The sequence below is a fragment of the Rhodoferax fermentans genome (assembly GCF_002017865.1).
Lineage (GTDB): Bacteria > Pseudomonadota > Gammaproteobacteria > Burkholderiales > Burkholderiaceae_C > Rhodoferax > Rhodoferax fermentans.
The window spans coordinates 436,803-456,722 of sequence record NZ_MTJN01000002.1; the positions used below are offsets into that span (position 1 = coordinate 436,803).

Below are 19,920 nucleotides of genomic sequence, written 5' to 3' on the forward strand. Positions count from 1 at the left end.
CATGAAACGGATTTTTGTCGCAGACACACCATGAAGCTGGCTTTCAAAATTTTTGCGGGCCTGTTGCTGGCCCTGCTCTTGGCGGCGCTGGCAGGTGGCTATTGGTACGTGTCCAACAAACAACCGCAACGCTCGGGTGAATTGACACTGAACCAGCTCAGCGCCCCGGTCACGGTGCGTTATGACGAACGTGGCATCCCGCACATCAAGGCGGCCAACGAAGCCGACCTGTACCGGGCACTTGGTTATGTGCACGCCCAGGACCGCCTGTTTCAGATGGAAATGGCACGCCGCCTGGCGCAAGGTGAACTGGCTGCGGTGCTGGGGCCGGATCTGGTCAAAGTCGATAAGCTGTTTCGCACCTTGCGCCTGCGTGAACACGCAGCCCAGGTGGTGGCCAAGCTCGACCAGAACAGCCCGGCCATCAAGGCACAGCTTGCTTACCTGGACGGCATCAACCAGTACCAGGCCAGCCACCCGGCGCCAATGGAGTTTGACTTGGTGGGTATCCCCAAGCGTCCGTTCACCCTGGCCGACACGGTGGCGGTCTCGGGTTACCTGGCCTACAGCTTTGCCGCCGCTTTCAAGACTGAACCGGTGTTGACCTATGTGCGCGACGAACTGGGGCCAGACTATCTGCGCATCTTTGACCTGGACTGGCATCCCCTGGGGGTGCTGAGCAAAGCCAACACCGCAAGCCTCCAACCCGACTGGCGGGCCCTGAACCAGTTGAGCCAGGCCGCCAACGAGGTGCATGAGGTGGCTGGTGTGCCGCTGTTTGAGGGCAGCAACGCCTGGGCCGTGTCGGGGCCCCGCACATCGAGTGGCAAACCGATGCTCGCGGGCGACCCGCACATCAACTTCAGCGTGCCCTCGGTCTGGTACGAGGCGCACCTGAGTGCACCTGGTTTTGAGCTGTATGGTCACTTCCAGGCCCTCAATGCCTCGGCCCTGATGGGCCACAACCGCCAATTCGTCTGGACACTGACCATGTTCCAGAACGACGACATGGACCTGGTCAAGTTGCGCACCAACCCCAACAACCCGAACCAGGTGGCCTACATGGGTGAATGGGTTGACCTGCAGACGACCCAGGAGACCATCCAGGTCAAGGACGGCAAACCGGTGACCCTGACCCTGCAACGCGCACCCCAAGGCCCGGTCATCACCAGCGCCTTTCGCGACAACCTGGGTGAGGGGCAGCCCGTGGCCATGTGGTGGACTTTTCTGGAAACCGAAAACCCGGTGCTGGATGCGTTCTACGAACTCAACCGCGCCGACACCCTGCCCAAGGCACGCGAAGCCGCCAGCAAAATCCACGCACCGGGTCTGAACATCGTCTGGGCCAATGCCAGTGGCAACATCGGCTGGTGGGCGGCCGCCAAGTTGGTGATCCGCCCGCAGGGTGTGCAGCCGATGTTCCTGCTGGACGGCGAAGAGGAAGAGTCGGACAAGCTGGGCTTTTACCGCTTCAGCGACAACCCGCAGGAAGAAAACCCGGCGCGTGGTTACATCGTCTCGGCCAACCAGCAGCCGCTGGCCACAAGTGGCCTGCCGGTGGCAGGTTATTACAACGCCTATGACCGCGCCCAGGCGCTTGAAGACCGCCTGGGTGATGACAAGATCCAGTGGAACGCGCTCAACACCCAGTCCCTGCAACTCAGCACCCAGACCGCCTACTACTGGCGGGTGCTCAAGCCCCTGCTGCCGCTGCTCAGCGAGGTGGTGCGTGACCCGATGGAGCGCTCGGTGTTTGACAGCCTGACGGTCTGGGATGGGCAATACACCCCGTTCAACATCCCACCCACGGTGTTCACCCAGCTCCTGTACGAGCTGACCCAAGCGGCACTGGCCGACGAACTCGGCGAGATGCAGTTCAAGAACCTGCTGAGCACCCGGGCGCTGGACCTGGCCCTGCCCCGCCTGGCGCAAGACGAGGATTCCCCTTGGTGGGACAACATCAACACCAAAAAGGTCGAGACCCAACAGGACATTGTGCGCATCGCCTGGCGCGCCACCATGGCCCACCTGAAGGCCACTCTGGGCAACAGTCCCAACGACTGGGGCTGGGGGCGTGCCCACACCCTCACCCACAGACACCCGCTGGCGGTCCAACAACCGTTGAGCTGGCTACTCAATGTCGGGCCGTTTGAGGTGGGTGGTGCACGCGAGGTGCCCAACAACCTGTCACAAGCCATCAGCCCGGCCCCCTGGCAGGTGGTGTATGGCCCCTCCACCCGACGCATCATTGACTTTGCCGACCCTGGTCAGGCCCGTGGCATCAACCCGGTGGGCCAAAGTGGTGTGCCGTTTGACCGCCATTACCAGGACCAGGCCGCCGCCTACGCCGTGGGTGGCTACATGCAGGAATACCTCAACGAGTCCGACGTGGCCATCAACACCCGCAGCACCTTGCGCTTTTTGCCGAGCCGGCGCTAAGCTGGGCCGCATCACCTGCCGTCTGCGTCTCAAAAACACCACATGACCTACGGCGTGCCGCCGTGGGTGAAAATGCAGCAATGTCTCTTTTTCTTCCCCCTTACGCCGCCGAGCCGCCTTTCGCCCATGGACAGGCGCCACGGACCGGTGTTTTGTACTGCAATCTGGGCACCCCAGACACCCCGACCACCCCGGATGTCCGACGTTTTCTGGCCGAGTTCCTGAGTGACCCCCGTGTGGTCGAAATCCCGCGCCTGATCTGGCTGGTGTTGCTGTACGGTGTGGTGTTGCGGGTGCGGCCAGCCCAGTCGGCGGCGAAATACGCCAGCATCTGGAGCGCAGAGGGCTCGCCCCTGAAAGTCTGGACCGAAAGGCAGACCCGCGCCCTGCAAGCCTGGCTGACACAACGCAAACACCAGGTGCTGGTACGGTATGCGATGCGCTACGGCAGCAGCTCCATCCCGAGCCAGCTCGATGCCCTCAAGGCCGAAGGCGCCACCCGGGTGCTGATCGTGCCAGCTTACCCGCAGTACTCAGCCACCACCACCGCCAGCCTGTGGGATGCGGTCTACAAATGGGCCGCCACGGTGCGCAGCATCCCCGAATTGCGCTTCATCAACCACTACCACGACGACCCGCACTACATCGCGGCACTGGCATCAAGGGTGTCGCACCACTGGTTGGCGCATGGCCGCCCGGATGTGCTGGTGATGAGTTTCCATGGGGTGCCAGAGCGCACGCTGCACCTGGGCGACCCCTACCACTGCGAGTGTTTCAAAACCGCCCGTCTGCTGGCAGAACAACTGGGCCTGAACGCCAGTGAGTTCAAAGTGACCTTCCAGTCCCGCCTGGGCCGCGCCAAATGGTTGGAACCTTATACCGAACCGACCCTGATCGAGATGGGCAAAGCGGGTGTCAAACGGGTGGATGTGGTGTGCCCGGCCTTCACCAGCGACTGCCTGGAAACCCTGGAAGAGATCAACCAGGAGGCCCGCGAGGCCTTCCTGCATGCGGGTGGCCAGAGTTTTCACTACATCCCCTGCCTCAACGACGACGAGGCCTGGATTGCGGCTTTGGGCGAGATCACCCAGCAACACCTGATGGGCTGGCCTACGCAGTCCCTGCCCGACCCACAAGCACTGGCCGCATCCAAGGCCGCTGCGCACGCACTGGGTGCCGAGGTCTAGGTCCGCTGCAAAATCACCCGGATCGTGATCCGGGCCTCACCGCACCATCACGCCAGAGAGCTGCTGCATGATCTCGCGCCCAATGGCCATCAAAGGCACGGTTTTCTCAACACCCCCACGTTTGACCGCCTCCTTGGGCATGCCGTAGACCACACAACTGGCCTCATCCTGCGCCACCGTGCGGGCACCCGCTTTGCGCATCTCGGCCAGACCTGCGGCACCATCGTCCCCCATACCGGTCATGATCACACCCAGGGCATTGGCCCCGGCACACTTGGCCACCGAGCGGAACAACACATCAACCGACGGGCGATGCCGATTGACCAGTGGCCCGTCCATCACCTCCACGTAATACTGGGCACCGGTACGGCGCAGCAGCATGTGTTTGCCACCTGGCGCAATCAGGGCGCGGCTGTTGACCACGCGGTCGTTGTTCTGCGCCTCTTTCACCTCGATCTGGCACAGGCTGTTGAGCCGCTGGGCAAAGGCCGCCGTGAATTTCTCCGGCATGTGTTGCACGATCACCATGCCCGGCGTCACACGCGGCAGGCTGGTCAACACCACCTCCAGCGCCTGGGTGCCACCGGTTGAGGTGCCCAGCGCCACCACCCGATCAGTTGTCTGGATCATGGCCACTTGTTTGTCCGCCGCTGGCATGATCACATCGGCGGTGTTCTTGACCGACACATGCAGCGCCTTCACATTGGCCTTGGCTGCCGCCTTGACTGCCGTCACCATGTCTTCACTGGCGTCTTCCAGAAACTGCTTGAGACCAATCTTGGGCTTGGCGATGATGGCCACCGCACCAGCGGCCAAAGCCGCCATCGAGGTTTTGGCACCCGACTCCACCAGGGTGGAGCAGATCACCACCGGGGTGGGTCGTTCGGTCATCACCATTTTCAGGAAGGTGATGCCGTCCATGCGTGGCATCTCGATGTCGAGCACGATCACATCGGGCCACTGCACCTTCATACGCGCCATGGCCAGGATCGGGTCCGCCACCGCCGCGATGACCTCGATCTCGGGGTCTTGCGCCAACTGGCTGGCAACCACCTGGCGCACCACCGCAGAATCATCCACCACCAACACCTTGATGCGACTCATCACGCACTTCCTCCAGCGGCATATTCTGCGGCGATCTCCAGCTGAGAAGGCCGGATCTGGCGCGCCCAGACATCCCCGTTGCTGACATTAAAAATAATCTGCCGATGGCCCACGCCATACAGACTCTCGGTCACCACCTCAATACCCTCATTTTGCAGCAACAAACGTGCGGCCTCGCCGTTGCGCTGCCCCACGGTGATGGCACTGGCTCGCACCTGGTCTGGAAACATGTTGCCACCCCCAAAAATCTTGGCCTGACACTGTCGGGGGTTGATGCCTGCAGCTTTCAAGTCCTTGATCATCCAGCGCAAGGCCTCATCCCCATAACGACCGTCCAGCACATTTTCATGTACCGCCACACTGCGGGTAGGTAACAAAAAATGCGACATGCTGCCGACATGCTCAAACGGATGCCACAGGGTGATGGACACACACGAGCCCAAAATGGTGCGAATCTGAAAGCTGGCGTCCCCCACAAACAGCTCACCCGGCTGCAGGAAGATGTCCATCAGGTCTTTCAGGCGCGTCACCTCAGACTCCTTTGCGGTAAATCGCTGGCGCCACCATCGTCACCGCCTGGGTGATGTCATTGAGGCTCTCGGAGTGCCCGACACAAAAGTAACCACCCGGCTTGAGGGTGGCAATCACCCTTGCCACCACATCACGCTTGGTGTCGTTGTTGAAATAAATCATCACGTTGCGCAAGAACACCACATCAAACTGTCCCAGCTCGGGCAGTGCCGCGTTCAGATTGACCTGGCGAAATGTCACCTTGCTGCGCAGGCCACGCTCCACCAGAAAATACCCATCATAGGGGCCTCCCCCTTTTCGGCAAAAGCGCCGCAGATACTCCGGCGGGATGTGTCGGCCACGCTCCATCGGGTACAGGGCACGGCGTGCGCCGTCAATCACGCGGGTGCTGATGTCACTGCCCAAAATCTCCCACGGGGTGGTCTGTATACAGTCAGCCAGCACCATGGCCATGCTGTAGGCTTCCTCCCCACTGGAGCTGGCCGCACTCCAGACCCGAAACGGTTGGGGCCGGCTGCGCTCTTTCAAAGCCTGGCTGCGCAAAAAATCAAAGTGTTTGGGTTCGCGGAAAAAGTAGGTTTCGTTGGTGGTCAACAGGTCGACCGCCATCTGCACCTCTGCCGGATACTGACCCGACTTGAGCAGCTTGAAATACGCGCCAAAGCTGCTGAGCTCATGCGCGGCCAGGCGTTTGCCCAGCCGCCCTGTCACCAGCGCCTTTTTGGCGTCCCCCATGGTGATGCCGGCCGCGTCAAAGATAAAACGCTGAAACTGGGCAAACTCGGCGTCAGAAATGGAGACAAGCTGCACGATCAATCCTTGGGCAATTTTTAATGGTTTTTGCCTCTAGCCCTTAATATAAAAGGGATAGCAGCTATTAAATTCATACCAATCCACCAACCTCCCTGCTCCCCTGGGCTCTGGCCCAGCCACCCAGCTCAGCCCGCAGCGTTTGCCAACTGCCCCATCTGGCTGATCTCCTGCATCGACAACACATGGTTGACGTTGAGCAAAATCACAAACTTGCCGTTGACCTTGGCAATGCCTTCGATGAAGTCCGGGCGGATCTTGGCGCCAAAACTCGGTGCCGGTTCAATCTCACTGGTGGGGATCTCCAGCACCGCCTGCACCGAGTCCACCACCACCCCCATGGCATGTTGTTCTCCCTCCTCGTTGGGCACCTCCACAATCACGATGCAGGTGCTCTTGATCACCGGTGTGCTGGGTTTGCCAAAGCGGTTGGACAAGTCCATCACCGGCACCACCGCACCACGCAGGTTGATCACCCCGCGAATACACGCGGGCATCATCGGCACCTCGGTCAGGTTGGCATACCAAATGATCTCTTTGATACAAAGGATGCCAATCGAGAACATCTCACCACCGAGCATGAAGGTGAGGTATTGCTTCTCCTCCACCACACTCTGGCTGGCCCCGGGCTTGGAGGGGTCCGCTTTGGCCACTGTGTTCATGTCCGGCTCCTGTCAAAACTTGGTGAAGTGGGCTTCATCCAGATCGTCTGCATCACTCGTGCTGTGACTGTGGCTCAGTCGGACCACTGCCGGTTTATGGGCCAATTTGCTGTTGGCGCTGCTTTTGCGCACCTGTGAACGTACCACCCGCCCCTGGGGGGCACCATCAAGCTTGAAGAAGGACATGGTTTGCTGCAGTTGCTCAGCCTGACCACTCATTTCCTCTGAGGTGGCCGCCAACTCTTCGGAGCTGGAGGCGTTTTGCTGAGTGGTGGTGCTCAGCTGGCTGACCGCCGAGTTGATCTGGCCCACACCGCTGCTTTGCTCGGTGGATGCCGCCGTGATCTCTTGCACCAAGTCACTGGTTTTGCGAATATTAGGCACAATTTCGGCCAGCAAACGCCCAGCTTTTTCGGCCAGCTCCACACTGCTGCCCGCCACCTCACCAATCTCCTGGGCGGCAATCTGGCTGCGTTCGGCCAGTTTGCGCACCTCGGCGGCGACCACGGCAAAACCCTTGCCATGTTCACCGGCCCGGGCGGCTTCAATCGCGGCGTTCAGGGCCAGCAGGTTGGTCTGCGCGGCGATGTCGTCAATGATGCCGATCTTCTGGGCAATCTGCTTCATGGCCGTGACCGTGGCTTCCACCGCCTCGCCACCATCCGCCGCGTCCTTGGCGGCCTTGCTGGCCATGCCGTCGGTGATCTTGGCGTTTTCGGTGTTCTGGGCGATGCTGCTGGTCATCTGCTCAATGCTGGCCGAGGTTTCTTCGACACCGGCTGCTTGTTCGCTGGCGGCCTGGCTCAGGCTCTGGGCGGTGGCGCTCACTTCTTCCGAGGCGCTGGCCAGGGCTTGGGCACCGCTGTTGACATCGGTCACCACTTCGACCAGCTTCTTCTGCATGTTGGTCATGGCCGATTTCAGCTCGTCCCAGGTGCCGGCGTAGTTTTTCTTCATCGACACGGTCAGGTCGCCGCCTTCCAGGGCGCCCAAAACTTCTCGCAGCTCTTGCACCGGGCTGTTGACCGCCACCATCACGGCATTGAGGCCTTCCACCACTTTGCGGAAGTCGCCCTGGTGTTGGGTGGCATCGGCGCGCACAGCCAGGTCACCATCCACCGTGGCTTTGGCCAGCAACATGCCGTCGGCCACCAGCGCGTTCACGGCCTTGATCACGTCAATCAACGCCTTGGCCAGCATGTCGCCTTCACTGCGCACCGTCACTTGCGCGGTCAGGTCACCCTTGGAGATGGCTTGCGCCGCGGCGGCTTGGGCGTTGGTGGCGTCGATCAGCGCGTTCAGGTTGTTTTTGATGATGTTGTAGTCGCCGCTGTAGGCTGCAGTGATCTTCGGGGGCATGTCGCCCTTGGAGATGCGCTCGACATAGTCGGCGGTCACGTTCAGGGGGTTGACGATGTTGGTGACGGTCTCGTTGACACCCAGTACCAGCTTGTTCCAGCCGCCGACAAACTTGGTGGCATCGGCCCGCTTTTCCAGCTCGCCGTTGGCTGCGCCTTGAATGATGATGTCGATCTGCGCCAGCAGTTCGCTCATCATCTTGACCATGGCATTGAGGTTGTTCTTGATCAGGTTGAAGTCACCGTTGTAGTTGTCGGTGATCACGGGTGGAATCACGCCCTTGGAGATGTCGTCCACATACTTGGCCGTCACATTCAGCGGGCCGATCACGGCGTCCAGCGTGCCATTGACACCTGAAATAATCTTTTGGAAGTCGCCCTGGTGTTTGGAAGCATCGGCGCGGGTGGCGAGTTTGCCTTCCACCGCGGCTTTGGAGAGCATGTTGGCATCGGCGATCATGGCTTGCACGGCGGTTTGCATGGCCCCCACGGACTGGGCCAGGGCACCGATCTCGTCTTTGTTGGTGATGTCGAGTTTGAAGTCAAAGTTACCAGCCGCCATCTTTTCAGCACCTTCCATCAGCTTGCGGGTGGGGCCGGTGATGCTGCGGGTGATGATCCAACCCGCCAGCACGGCCAGGATGCCCGCCACAATGGCAAGGATGATCACCAGGTTGGCAGACGACTTGGCCAGCTCATCGGCTGCTTTGCCCTCTGTGACCATCATTTCGTCCTGAAAATCGATGAGCTTGCGGGTGGCGCTGATGTACTGTGCATAGTTCTTGGCCAAATCACCAAACAAAAGCACCTGGGCTTGCGCGTTGTCATTCGCAGCGATCAGCTCGAGGTATTTGTCCAAAACAGCAACATAGTCACTGCGGGCAGTGGTCATGTCCGACAGGATTTTTTTACCTTCCACCGACTTGACAGTTTCTTCAAGCTTGCCCACGTTGTCCGAAATGATTTTGCGATGCGCCGTCATCTCGACAAGGAGCTTTTGACGTTCACCCTGATCAGCCCGGAGCAGCAGGTTGCGGTTGACGAGGGCCACGTTGTTGACCGCGCGAATGATGTCAATGGCTTGTATTGCCTTCGGGTAGCGATCGTTGACCACTTTGTCAATGCCCTCGTTCAGCGCCCCCAATCGGTTGTAGCTGATGGCTGATACAACGATCAGCAGGATCAATGTCACCGCAAAGCCGATGGCCAGCCGCACACCAATTTTCATATTCGCAAACATGTCAAACCCCTTAAAAAACTGAACAACTCAAACCGCTGACCGGACTCAACCCACCACGGCGCGCTCTGGCGGTGCCTGGCCACTCTTGCTCATGGCCTGGCGTACCAAGGCTGGCACATCCAGAATCAAAGCCACATCGCCGCTGCCCAGGATGGTGGAGCCGCTGATGCATTTGCTTTGCGCAAACATCTGCCCCAGCGGTTTGATCACCGTCTGGAACTCGCCCAACAGGGTGTCCACCACCAGCCCGGCTTTTTGCCCGGCGTGTTTGAGCACCACAATGTTTTCACCCTTGGCCGGTTTGCCCGGCACCGAGAACAACTCACGAATCCGGATGAAGGGCAACACCTCGCCGCGCAGGTTGGTGTAGTCATGGCCTGGTTCGGCGCTGTAGGCCACACACTCTTCGATCATGTCCAGCGGAATCGCATACACCTTCTTGTCCACACCCACCAGGAAACCATCGATGATCGCCAAGGTCAGCGGCAGGCGTACCGTGACTGTGGTGCCCACACCCTCGGTGCTGCTGATGCCCACGGTGCCGCGCAGCGCCGTGATGTTGCGTTTGACCACATCCAGCCCCACACCGCGACCCGAGAGGTTGGTCACTTTGTCGGCGGTAGAAAAACCAGGCTCGAAAATCAGCCCAAACACCTCTTCGTCGCTGAGGTGGTGATTCACATCCACCAAACCGCGCTCGATGGCTTTGGCCAGAATTTTGTCGCGCTTTAAACCACCACCGTCGTCTTCAACACTGATGACGATGGCGCCCGAGTCGTGGTAGGCGTTGAGCTTCAGAATGCCTTGTGCCGGTTTGCCTGCGGCAGCTCGCAGCTCGGCAGCCTCAATACCGTGGTCCATAGAGTTGCGTACCAGGTGCATCAGCGGGTCGCCAATTTTCTCGACCACGGTTTTGTCAAGCTCGGTGTCTTCGCCGGCAATCACAAGAGCGATGTCTTTGCCAAGCTCGCGTGACACATCGTGCACCACCCGCTGGAAGCGGTTGAAGGTGGCACCAATACGCACCATGCGCAACTGCAGGGCACTGTCGCGCACCTCTTCGACCAGCGTGGCCAACTTCGAGGTAGCCTCAGTGAGCTCGATCACCCGGGAGCGGTGTGCAATCGTGTTGACGCTGGCACCAGCGATGATCAACTCACCCACCAGGTTGATCAACTTGTCAAGCTTGTCGGCATCAATACGGATCGAACGGCTCTCAGAGCCACCCGTGTCTTTGACTTGTTTTTGCTTGCTCAAGGCGGCATCCAGCACCTCGGCTTGTATCGAACCCTGTTCAACCAGAATGCTGCCAATCGGCTTGCCGGGCACATCGACCTGGGTGTCGAGTGCCATGTCCAGCTCTTGTGCAGTGAGTGTGCCGCAGCGCATCAGCATTTCACCCAGCCGGGTGACCTCGCCGTCCTGCTGGTTGATCAGATTGACGTACTCGGAGATGTGGCTGTGCGGCGGCAGGATCACCAAGCGGCAGTCGTCACGCACAAATTCAAACACCCGTTCAATGGCTGCCTTGTCCACCTCGGACTGAAAGGCCAGCTCAAACCCCAGGTAACACAGCTCGGGGTCCATGTGCTCGGCGTCCGGCAGGCCATCTGTGACGGTTTCAATCGCCACCACCCGGCCCATGGTGCCCAGGTAGCGGATGAAGGAAAGCGGGTCCATGCCATTGCGCAGCACATCCGGGCCGAAGCGCACCGAGATGTGCCAGTGGTCGGCGTTGGCGGTGTCGCCGTGGATGCGCTGCACCTGCTCGGTATCGGCGGTGGGCATCTGGCGCGACGGGTCCGGCGCGTTCTGCGCCTGTGCTGCGGCTTTGGCCGCGTCCAGGAAAGCGCGCAACTGGGTGACCAGTGGCTCACCCGCTGCCAGCAGCTCGGGCGTGCCCGCCAGTTGACCAGCGGCCACGCCATCGATCAGTGAGCCGATGTGGTCGCTGCAACCGAGCAGCAACACCACCAGTTTGTCGGACAGCGCGATCTGGTCGGCGCGCACCTTGTCCAGAACACTTTCCACCACATGGGTGAAGGCCACCACGTGGTCCAGGCTGAACAGGCCACTTGACCCCTTGATGGTGTGGGCCGCGCGAAAGATGGCGTTGACCATCTCGGTTTTGTCGTCGGCGCCTTCCAGGGCCAGCAGCGCGGCCTCCATGTCTTCCAGCAGCTCACGGCTTTCGACAATGAACAGCTCCAGTGCGTCATCCATGTCCATGTCAGCTCCTTGTGCCAACCGCAGGGGCAGGCAAATCCGTCACCATATGGTCATCAAAATAGGCTGCCACATTGAGCAACTCAAACACGTCCAGCACCGCCGGACTGTGGCCGGTGAACTGCAGCTCACGTCCCTGCGCCAATGCGGCCTTTTTTGCCAACATCAGCAACTGCAAACCAGCGGTGTCCAACTCGGTCACAGCGGAGAGATCAATCTCGGTGGCAACAACTGCGTCCAGCAGCAAGGGCTTGAGTTCCGCAGCGCGGAAGATGGTGAGCTCACCCTCCATCTTCAGGACGGTGGGCGCACTCATGGCAGGCACAACCTTTGTACGGCATCCACCAACCGCTCTGGCTGGAACGGCTTGACCACCCAGGCACGGGCCCCGGCTGACTGGCCTTCGCGTTTTTTGGACTCATCTGACTCGGTGGTCAACATGATCACCGGGGTGAACTTGTAGGCAGGCATCTGCTTGACCGACTTCAGGAAGGTGATGCCGTCCATATTGGGCATGTTCACATCGCTGATGATCAAGTGCACCTTCTGCCCGGTGAGTTTGGCCAAGGCGTCCCGGCCATCTGCCCCTTCGAGCACGTCGTAACCCGCGCCCTTGAGCGCAATACTGACCACCCGTCTCATGGAGGCGGAGTCGTCAACAATCATGATGGTCTTGGCCATGGTATTTCCTCTAGAAAAAACTGATGTCGGTGGCGTTGCTCTGAACCACCTTGCCCCCGGCATGGATGACGTGCTGATCCGCCATCACATAGGTCTTCTTCATCTCCACCAAAGTGTCCTGCGCGTTGGGGGCGGTCAGCACACCGGTCTGGGCATACGCCAACTGGGTTTCCTGCAACACCGCCGGCAGGCGTTCGATGTTTTTGATCACCTGCGTCAGGATCTGGCTCACCCGATCCTGAAACTGCAGCTGCACCAAGGCCTCGTTCACCTCGGACTGGATGCTCAGACTCTCTCCCTGCAACACATCACGGGACCTCTGAAACGCCTCGGTGATGCCTTTGAAGTCGGTGATCACGCGGTCAATGGTGGCGTGGGCCGATTCGAGTGAGCCGTCTTCTGCCACCACCGACTCACGCACGGTGCTGCAGGTGTCCACAATCGCGGTACTGATCACTTTGACTTTCTCGGCAATCTTGCGCCCGGTCTCGCCCGACTGGTTGGACAACATACGAAACTCTTTGGCCACCACCGCAAAACCACGCCCCAGGTCACCCGCCCGGGCAGCCTCAATCGCTGCATTGAGCGCCAGCAGATTGGTCTGCTGGGCAATGCGGGCCACGTCGGCCGCCATGTCTTGCATTTCGACCACAAACTGGTCGAGTTGCTGAACTTTGGCCAGCATCTGCTCCATATTTCCCATGGTGGACTTCTGCACCTCAATCAGCGCACTCAGGTCTTGCTGAGCTTTGGCAAACAGGGCCAGCAAGCCACCCCCACCTTCCATGCCATCGGTTTCTTGTGTCGCCGTGCGCAAGGCCACGTCGAGTTTGTCAACAATGCCACCAAAGCGTTCAGACAGGGCATTGACGGCCACCTCCATTTGCGCGCGGGATGACTCAATGTGGCCGTTCCAGACCGGCACCACGTCCGCACTGTAGGTGCTCTGTCCGACCAAATAGTCGGCAACCGCCTGATGCAGGGCCGCCTCCTTTTGGGCCAACAACCACGTGATGACGCCACCACCGGCCAACAGCAAACCGGCCAGCGCCACGGACAACAGGCTGGCTTGGCCAACCCACAACAGCGCCAGCACAGCCAAACCACCCCAGAGCAGCGGAAGATACTTGTGTGCACCTTGAGTTGGCAAACGTGTCATGAAGAGACCCCCTTTGGCGAGGCTGCCAGGCCAGCAAGGATGGGCAGCAGTTCGCTCACAAAATTGGACTTGCTCACCAGCCCCAGGCTGCCCAGGGATTCGGCCGCAAGGCGGTAAGACTCGTTGTCATGCATCGACAAAAACAACACCTGCGGCGCACGCGGCCACACTTGCATGGCTTTGGCCACCTCCAGCCCACTCAGGCCTGACATCACGATGTCAAGCAGCACCAGATCCGGCTGCAGCTGCTGTGCCAGTGCCAGCGCTTGAACACCGTCATGCGCCTCAGCCAAAACGCTGGTATTGGATATTAGCCTGAGTGATTTCTTGACGGACGCCAAAAAAGTCAGGTTATCGTCTACCAGCAGAATCTGCAGCGTCATAAAAGGCTCCGCTGCAGGTGGGCAACAAGCAGCCGCATGCTGCAAAGCGCTGGTGCCAGTGTCATAGCCAGATGATTCAACATAAGCAGCAATGTAGAGACAGCCGCAACCAGGCGGTATCAGTACAACACCCTAGTCTGGCGGGGAAAACACCTGAGCAAAAAACTCCACAGAAAAAGCGGCACCAGGCCCGGTGTCAATCGTGAGCTGGCCACCGAGCTGGCGTGCCAGGTCGGACACCAGTTGCAGGCCCAGTGACAAAGAACGGCGCGCCTCAAAGTCTGGCGGCAGGCCGACCCCGGTGTCAGACACCGACAGACACCACCAGCCCGCACGATCCGCAGGCTGCAGGCTCACTGTCACCTGCCCGGCTTGACCGCGCACAAAAGCATGTTTGAGGCAGTTCGACAGCAACTCATTCACAAGCAGACCACAAGGGGTGGCCTGGTCCATGCCGACATGCACCTCGGCCAACACCAACACCAGCCGGACATCACCGACCACCCCGGCCTGACTCCGAAACGCCTGCGTAGCCAGCTGCCGCAGGTAGGCGCCCAGCTCAACTGAGGCAAAGGTACCAGACCGGTACAGGCTCTCGTGCAACAAGGCCATGCTGTAGATGCGGCCCTGCATGTCCTTGAGCACAGCCCGGGTGTGGGGTTCATCGCTGCGACCCGCCTCCAAGCGCAGCAGGCTGGTGATGATCTGCAAGTTGTTCTTGACCCGGTGATGCACCTCGTGCAACAAGGCCACCTTGTCTTTGAGCGAGGCTTGTAACGCCAAGTCCGCCTGTTTGCGCTGGGTGATGTTGTCCTTGATGGCCACGTAATGGCTGGTCTGCCCCTGGGCATCGAGCACCGGGGCAATCACCGCATGCTCAATGAACAACTCGCCGCTTTTTGTGCGGTTGTGAAGTTCACCCTGCCACACGCCGCCCCGGACCAGGGTCTCCCACAAGGCCACATACTGCTCTGGGGGCGTTTGACCGGACTGCAGAAAACGCGGGTTTTTACCAAGCACCTCCTCCAGGCTGTAACCCGTCAGGTGACTGAAGGTGGGATTGACGTAAAGGATATTGGCATGCAGATCGGTGATCAGAATCGACACTGGCGCCTGCTCCACCGAGCGCGACAACTGGCGCAAGCGCTCATCGGCCGCCTTGCGTTCGGTGATGTCAGTGATGAAACCGTGCCACTGGATCGAGCCATCCGCCAGTTGCTCAGGCAGAGAGTCCCCAAACAACCAGCGTACCGTACCGTCGTCAAAGCTGACGCGGTACTCCTGCTGCCAGGGTGTCAGGTGCCGAGCTGATTGCTCAATGGAGTCAAGGACCTGTTGCTGATCCTCAGGATGATGTTTGTCAAAAAGCACCGAGGCATCCAGCTGGGCCTCCTGTGCGCTCACCCGGTAGATGTCCGAGACTGCATCGCTGACAAAAGGCACGGCGGAGCTGCCATCGGGTCGCCGAACAAACTGGTAAACCATGCCCGGCACACTGTTGGCGAGTTTCTGCAAACGCTGCAAAGCCTCGTCGCGGGCGGCACTTGCCCGTCGCTGACCCGTGATGTCGAGTGCAATCCAGAGGGAGGTGCCCTTTGTGTTGGCCAGCATGGAACCACTGAGCTCAACCCACATGCGGGAGCCATCACTTCGGACAAGTTCGGTCTGCGTGCGATAGATCTTGCCATCCAACAGCATGCCATAGGCCTGGTCGCCAAATGCTTGGTAGTCCTGCTCGCTGGCGTAATAACGGCGCATGGCTGTTCCTGCCATCTCACCGGCCCCATAACCCAGCATGCGCTCGATGGCCGGATTGACCCAGACAAGCACCCTGTTGTGGACCTTGGCAATCCCCACCATCTCGTTGTCTAGCATGGCTTTTTGTTCGGCCAAAGCACGCTCCAGGCTCTGCCGGGTCTGCTCCAGAACCTTGACCGAATGCCAAAGGGAGCGGTTTTTTGCCCGAACCGTCTGGCGCAAGACCACATTCCACGCCACCAGCAGCAGCGCGAGTACACCCACCGCCAACGCGGCGTCTGCGGCATAACGTGCATACGGCGAAACCAGCACATCAGCCACGCTGGCCCCCAGCCATTTGCGGTCAATCTGCTGCAACTCGGCCTCGCTGATGCGATCAAAACCGGCCTGTACCAGGGCGAGCAAGGCGGTATCACCCCGGTGAACCGCCCAGTGCAACTCCCCCTCTGCGATCGGCTCTGAAAAGCGGAAACTGTCGGCCAGATTGCGATGGTTCAGCAGATAAGCCGCAGAGGGCATATCCATACAAAAGACCCGCACCTCGCCGGCCTCGGCCGCTGTGATCAGGTCCGAGTAGCTGAGGAAGCGCTTGACCGAGTCCACGCCCTTGGACTGCAGCAGGTCGATGCAGGCATCTCCATCCATGGCCCCCACGTTGAATCCGCGAGCCGAGGTGATATCCACCACACCACTGATGCTGTGGTGAAAAAACAAGGCCACTTTGACACGGGCATAGGGCCGACCAAAGTCATACAGCTCCTGGCGCTCGGCTGTTTTGAACGGTGTGTCGATCACATCGGCCAATTCGGCCTGCATGATGCGCTGGGCCTGCGCCCAGTGCTGGGCCCGGAGGTTGACCGAGATGCCGGTGTGCGCCTGCCACAGCGCCCAGCGGTCTTTCAAACTGCCTTGCAGTTCACCCTTGGCATCACGAAAAAGATAAGGCGGATAGTCGTCGTTGACCACCACGGTGATCGACTCAGGAGGCGGCATGGGCTGCGTCTGGGCTGGGGCCAGTCCAGCCAAGCAGCACATCAAGAGCAACAGAAGGTAGCGCAAATCGCTCATCAAACAATAGCTATCAGCCCTTATTCAATAAGGGCTTGATGCGCTTTTATCATATGAATTTCAAAAGACAGCAGCGCCTCGGGCGGCATCGGCCGACCATACAGATAACCCTGGAAAGCATCACAACCGATCCCTGCCAGGAAATCACGCTGCCCCAGTGTTTCCACCCCTTCGGCGATCACCTGCATGCCCAGATTGTGGCCCAGCGCCACAATGGTCTGGCAGATCATCGCGTCATCCGGATCGGCCAGCAGATCACGCACAAAAGACTGGTCGATCTTGAGCTGGTTCATCGGCAGGCGTTTCAAGTGGGTGAGTGAGGAGTAACCGGTGCCAAAGTCGTCCAAGGAGAAACTCACCCCCAAGTCCTGGATGCAACGCATTTTGTCGATCACCTGCGGCAGGTCGTCAATCAGCATGCTCTCTGTGAGTTCCAGCTTGAGATGGCTGGCATCGATGCCGTTGCGTGCCACCGCCTGCGCCACAGTGTGGACAAAATCATCCTGCGCAAACTGCAGGGCACTGACATTCACCGCCATCGTCCAGTTGGCAGTGTGTGACTGCGTGGCCCACAACCTGAGTTGTTGGCAGGCCGCATCCAGCACCCAATGGCCCAGCGGCAGGATCAGCCCGGTGTCCTCTGCCACCTCAATGAACTGGCCGGGCATCATCAAGCCGCAGACCGGATGTTGCCAACGCACCAGTGCCTCCACACCCCGGGGTTTGCCGTGTGCATCCACCTGCAGCTGGTAGTGCAGCACAAATTCCTGCTGGTCCAGACCACGCTGGATGTCTTTTTCCAGCGCCATGCGGGCCACCGCCAAGGCCTGCAGGTCGGGGTCAAAAAAGCGCACGGTCTTGCGCCCGGCCGATTTGGCCTGGTACATCGCAGCATCGGCCATCTTCACCAAGCCATCAAAACCAACAGCGTGTTTGTCAAACATCACAATGCCCAGGCTGGCCGAACTGAGGTAAGGGCGTCCCGCCAGTTCATAGGGTTGGCTCAGCGCGTGCAGGATTTTTTGCGCCACCGCCTCGGCATGGATGGCGGCGGGCTGCGCACTCACACCCAAGGCTTCGAGCATGACCATGAACTCGTCCCCACCGAGGTGCGCCACGGTGTCTTCCTCGCGCACACAGGCCAGCAAGCGCCCGCCCGTCTGGCGCAGCAGTTCATCTCCAAACGCGGGCCCCAAGGTATCGTTGATGCGACGGAAACGGTCCAGGTCGAGCAAAATCAAGGCACCACGCTGGCCTGAACGGGCGGCCGAGACCACCGCCTGCTGCAACCGGTCCAGCAAACACCTGCGGTTGGGCAGTCCGGTGAGTTCGTCAAAAAAAGCCAGGTTCTCGATGGTCTGCTCGGCCTGGCGGCGCATGCTGATGTCTGACAGGATCACGATGTAAGACAACTGGGCTGCCACCACAATGCGCGACACCGTGACCTGCAGCGGGAAAGTGCGGCCGTCCTTGCGCAGCCCCTCCACCTCGCGCTCATGGCAGATCACCCGGTTGACCAGCTCCGAGGCATCCTGCTGCATGAACCGGTTGTGGCCGTCACGCCAACTCTCAGGGATCAGCATGGCCAGGTTCTGGCCCACCATCTCTTCGGTCGTGTAACCAAAAATCTCACAAGCCCCCCGGTTGCAGGAGACAACCGCTCCCTGCGGACCCACAGTCAACACCCCGCTGGCCAGGTTGTCCAGAATGACCCGGTTACGCAGTGCCATGTCTTTTTCGCGCAGGTCCATCTGGTGTTTGTAGAGCGCCATCTGTAGCACAGTGTGTAACTCGCGCTCGGTAAACGGTTTCAGGACATAGCCGTAGGGCTCGGCCAGCATGGCCCTCTCCAGGATGTCGTCGGCAGCAAAAGCACTCAGGAACACCACCGGCAGGGCATGCTTGGCACGGATGGTTTGGGCAGCGGTGATGCCATCCATTCCGGCGCCCAGGCCAATGTCCATCAACACCAGGTCCGGTTGCAACTGCTGGGTGAGCTGCAGGCTTTCCAGCCCGGTAGAGGCCTCCCCCACCACCTGATAACCCAAGATCTCCAGCTGCTGGCGAATATCACGCCGGATGACGGCCTCGTCTTCCACGATCAGCAGTCGCACCGGCCCTGTTCGCCGTGTGGACAAGCCAGGCGGTCGGGCAAAGTCAGACGATGTGAGCATGCCCAAAGATACTTGCAAAAGCCCACCTGCGGCATCCGGCAAACACCTGAGTCTGTCAGATGAAACACCTGATCCACCCGGCTGAGCCTGCCAAAGAAGCACGGTCAAACGAACAACAGTTGGACTGTTGGGCGAACAGTCAATCCTGAATTCATAGCTGCATGCCCTTTATATATAAGGGCCAGAGGCATTTTTCTTTTAGATGGTGAGCAAACCAAGCTTCAGGGCGTAACGCACCAGGCCGGTGACCTCGTGCACATCGAGCTGGCGCATCAGACCGGTGCGGTGCGTCTCGATGGTTTTGATCGACAGGTCCAGCCGACGCGCAATCTCCTTGGTGCTCAAGCCCTCGGCAATCAGTTGCAGCACCTCGCGCTGACGCGGCGACAACTGCTCGCCGGTTTGGTCGTCTTCACGCAAGCGGTGCACATAATCGGCCAGCACCCCTTTGGAGACCGTCGGACTCAGGTAGGTCTCACCGCGCAAGACAGCGGTCACGGCCAGCTCCAGCTCCATCGGCGCTGCGTCTTTGAGCAAATAGGCCACCGCACCGTGGCGCAGGGCGCGGCGCACGTACTCCTCACTCTGGTGCATCGACAAAATCATCACCCGGATATCGGGCATGGACTTGACCAGGCGCGCGGTGGCTTCCAGTCCGTTGAGGCCGGGCATGGCGATGTCCATCAGCACCAGATGGGGCTTGAGTTCCTCCGCCAGTGCCAGCACGGCCAGGCCGTCACCTGCCTCACCCACCACGGTGATACCGGGCATGGTTTCAAGCAATTTACCCAGACCCGCCCGCACCAGGGCGTGGTCGTCCGCCAGCAAGACACGGGTGGCGCTCACAAACGCTCCTCCTGGCTGCGCCAGGGGCAACGCAGCGCCACCGTGCTGCCCTGGCCGGGCCAAGAACGGATGTCCAACTGCCCCCCCACCAGGGTTGCCCGCTCCTGCATACCCAGCACACCGAGGCTGGCGCCGGTGGTGGCACGCTCCTGCATGGCCACGGTGTCAAAGCCCAGCCCATCGTCGGTCACGGTCAGCACCATCTCACCGGCCTCGTGACACAAATTGATCTGCACCTTGCTGGCCTGGGCATGGCGGGTGATGTTGGTCAAGGCCTCCTGAACAATGCGAAAA

The 19,920-nt window shown here is 60.0% G+C and carries 15 protein-coding genes and 2 pseudogenes; 2 read left to right on the forward strand and 15 right to left on the reverse strand.

Annotation, left to right across the window (positions count from 1 at the left end):
- Positions 1 to 30 precede the first annotated feature (30 nt).
- A complete protein-coding gene (locus RF819_RS02165) occupies positions 31 to 2,439 on the forward strand; it encodes a penicillin acylase family protein (RefSeq protein ID WP_078363452.1) in 2,409 nt (802 codons plus the stop codon).
- An 80-nt stretch (positions 2,440 to 2,519) separates the two neighbouring features.
- Entirely contained in the window at positions 2,520 to 3,626 is a 1,107-nt protein-coding gene (hemH, locus tag RF819_RS02170) for a ferrochelatase (protein ID WP_078363453.1), read from the forward strand.
- A gap of 36 nt (positions 3,627 to 3,662) precedes the next feature.
- Here hemH and RF819_RS02175 read toward each other — a convergent pair whose 3' ends face one another.
- The 15 genes and pseudogenes from RF819_RS02175 to RF819_RS02240 form a co-directional block, all read right to left on the reverse strand.
- Positions 3,663 to 4,730: a protein-glutamate methylesterase/protein-glutamine glutaminase gene (locus tag RF819_RS02175; protein ID WP_078363454.1), complete on the reverse strand. Its 1,068-nt coding sequence runs from the start codon at positions 4,728 to 4,730 to the stop codon at positions 3,663 to 3,665.
- On the reverse strand, positions 4,730 to 5,260 hold the full coding sequence (locus tag RF819_RS02180) for a chemotaxis protein CheD (RefSeq protein WP_244899853.1): 531 nt from the start codon (positions 5,258 to 5,260) through the stop codon (positions 4,730 to 4,732). The genes RF819_RS02175 and RF819_RS02180 overlap by 1 nt, the downstream gene beginning before the upstream one ends.
- Position 5,261: 1 nt before the next feature.
- Positions 5,262 to 6,071, reverse strand: coding sequence for a CheR family methyltransferase (locus tag RF819_RS02185; RefSeq protein WP_078363455.1), 810 nt, complete (start codon positions 6,069 to 6,071; stop codon positions 5,262 to 5,264).
- Between the two features lie 128 nt (positions 6,072 to 6,199).
- Positions 6,200 to 6,733, reverse strand: coding sequence for a chemotaxis protein CheW (locus RF819_RS02190; protein WP_078363456.1), 534 nt, complete (start codon positions 6,731 to 6,733; stop codon positions 6,200 to 6,202).
- Between the two features lie 12 nt (positions 6,734 to 6,745).
- Positions 6,746 to 7,762: pseudogene (locus tag RF819_RS22005) on the reverse strand (methyl-accepting chemotaxis protein); the annotation flags it as partial.
- A 306-nt stretch (positions 7,763 to 8,068) separates the two neighbouring features.
- Positions 8,069 to 9,331: pseudogene (locus tag RF819_RS22010) on the reverse strand (MCP four helix bundle domain-containing protein); the annotation flags it as partial.
- Between the two features lie 45 nt (positions 9,332 to 9,376).
- The gene (locus RF819_RS02200) at positions 9,377 to 11,560 is read right to left on the reverse strand and encodes a chemotaxis protein CheA (RefSeq protein ID WP_078363458.1); all 2,184 of its coding nucleotides are present in this window, start codon (positions 11,558 to 11,560) and stop codon (positions 9,377 to 9,379) included.
- Between the two features lies 1 nt (position 11,561).
- A complete protein-coding gene (locus RF819_RS02205; protein ID WP_078363459.1) occupies positions 11,562 to 11,873 on the reverse strand; it encodes an STAS domain-containing protein in 312 nt (103 codons plus the stop codon).
- Positions 11,870 to 12,238 (reverse strand): response regulator, encoded by a 369-nt coding sequence (locus RF819_RS02210; RefSeq protein ID WP_078363460.1) that lies wholly within the window; start codon positions 12,236 to 12,238, stop codon positions 11,870 to 11,872. Before RF819_RS02210 ends, RF819_RS02205 begins: the two co-directional genes overlap by 4 nt.
- A 10-nt stretch (positions 12,239 to 12,248) precedes the next feature.
- Complete coding sequence (locus RF819_RS02215; RefSeq protein ID WP_078363461.1) at positions 12,249 to 13,397, reverse strand: methyl-accepting chemotaxis protein; 1,149 nt, start codon at positions 13,395 to 13,397, stop codon at positions 12,249 to 12,251.
- Positions 13,394 to 13,780: a response regulator gene (locus tag RF819_RS02220; protein WP_078363462.1), complete on the reverse strand. Its 387-nt coding sequence runs from the start codon at positions 13,778 to 13,780 to the stop codon at positions 13,394 to 13,396. The genes RF819_RS02215 and RF819_RS02220 overlap by 4 nt, the downstream gene beginning before the upstream one ends.
- A gap of 132 nt (positions 13,781 to 13,912) precedes the next feature.
- Entirely contained in the window at positions 13,913 to 16,531 is a 2,619-nt protein-coding gene (locus tag RF819_RS02225; protein ID WP_158081218.1) for a PAS domain S-box protein, read from the reverse strand.
- Positions 16,532 to 16,626: 95 nt separating this feature from the next.
- The gene (locus RF819_RS02230) at positions 16,627 to 18,780 is read right to left on the reverse strand and encodes a putative bifunctional diguanylate cyclase/phosphodiesterase (RefSeq protein WP_078363464.1); all 2,154 of its coding nucleotides are present in this window, start codon (positions 18,778 to 18,780) and stop codon (positions 16,627 to 16,629) included.
- 198 nt (positions 18,781 to 18,978) lie between these two features.
- Positions 18,979 to 19,626, reverse strand: coding sequence for a response regulator (locus tag RF819_RS02235; RefSeq protein ID WP_078363465.1), 648 nt, complete (start codon positions 19,624 to 19,626; stop codon positions 18,979 to 18,981).
- Positions 19,623 to 19,913 carry an ATP-binding protein gene (locus RF819_RS02240; RefSeq protein ID WP_078363466.1) on the reverse strand — a complete coding sequence of 97 codons (291 nt, stop codon included), beginning with the start codon at positions 19,911 to 19,913 and terminating at the stop codon, positions 19,623 to 19,625. Before RF819_RS02240 ends, RF819_RS02235 begins: the two co-directional genes overlap by 4 nt.
- Between the last annotated feature and the right edge of the window lie 7 nt (positions 19,914 to 19,920).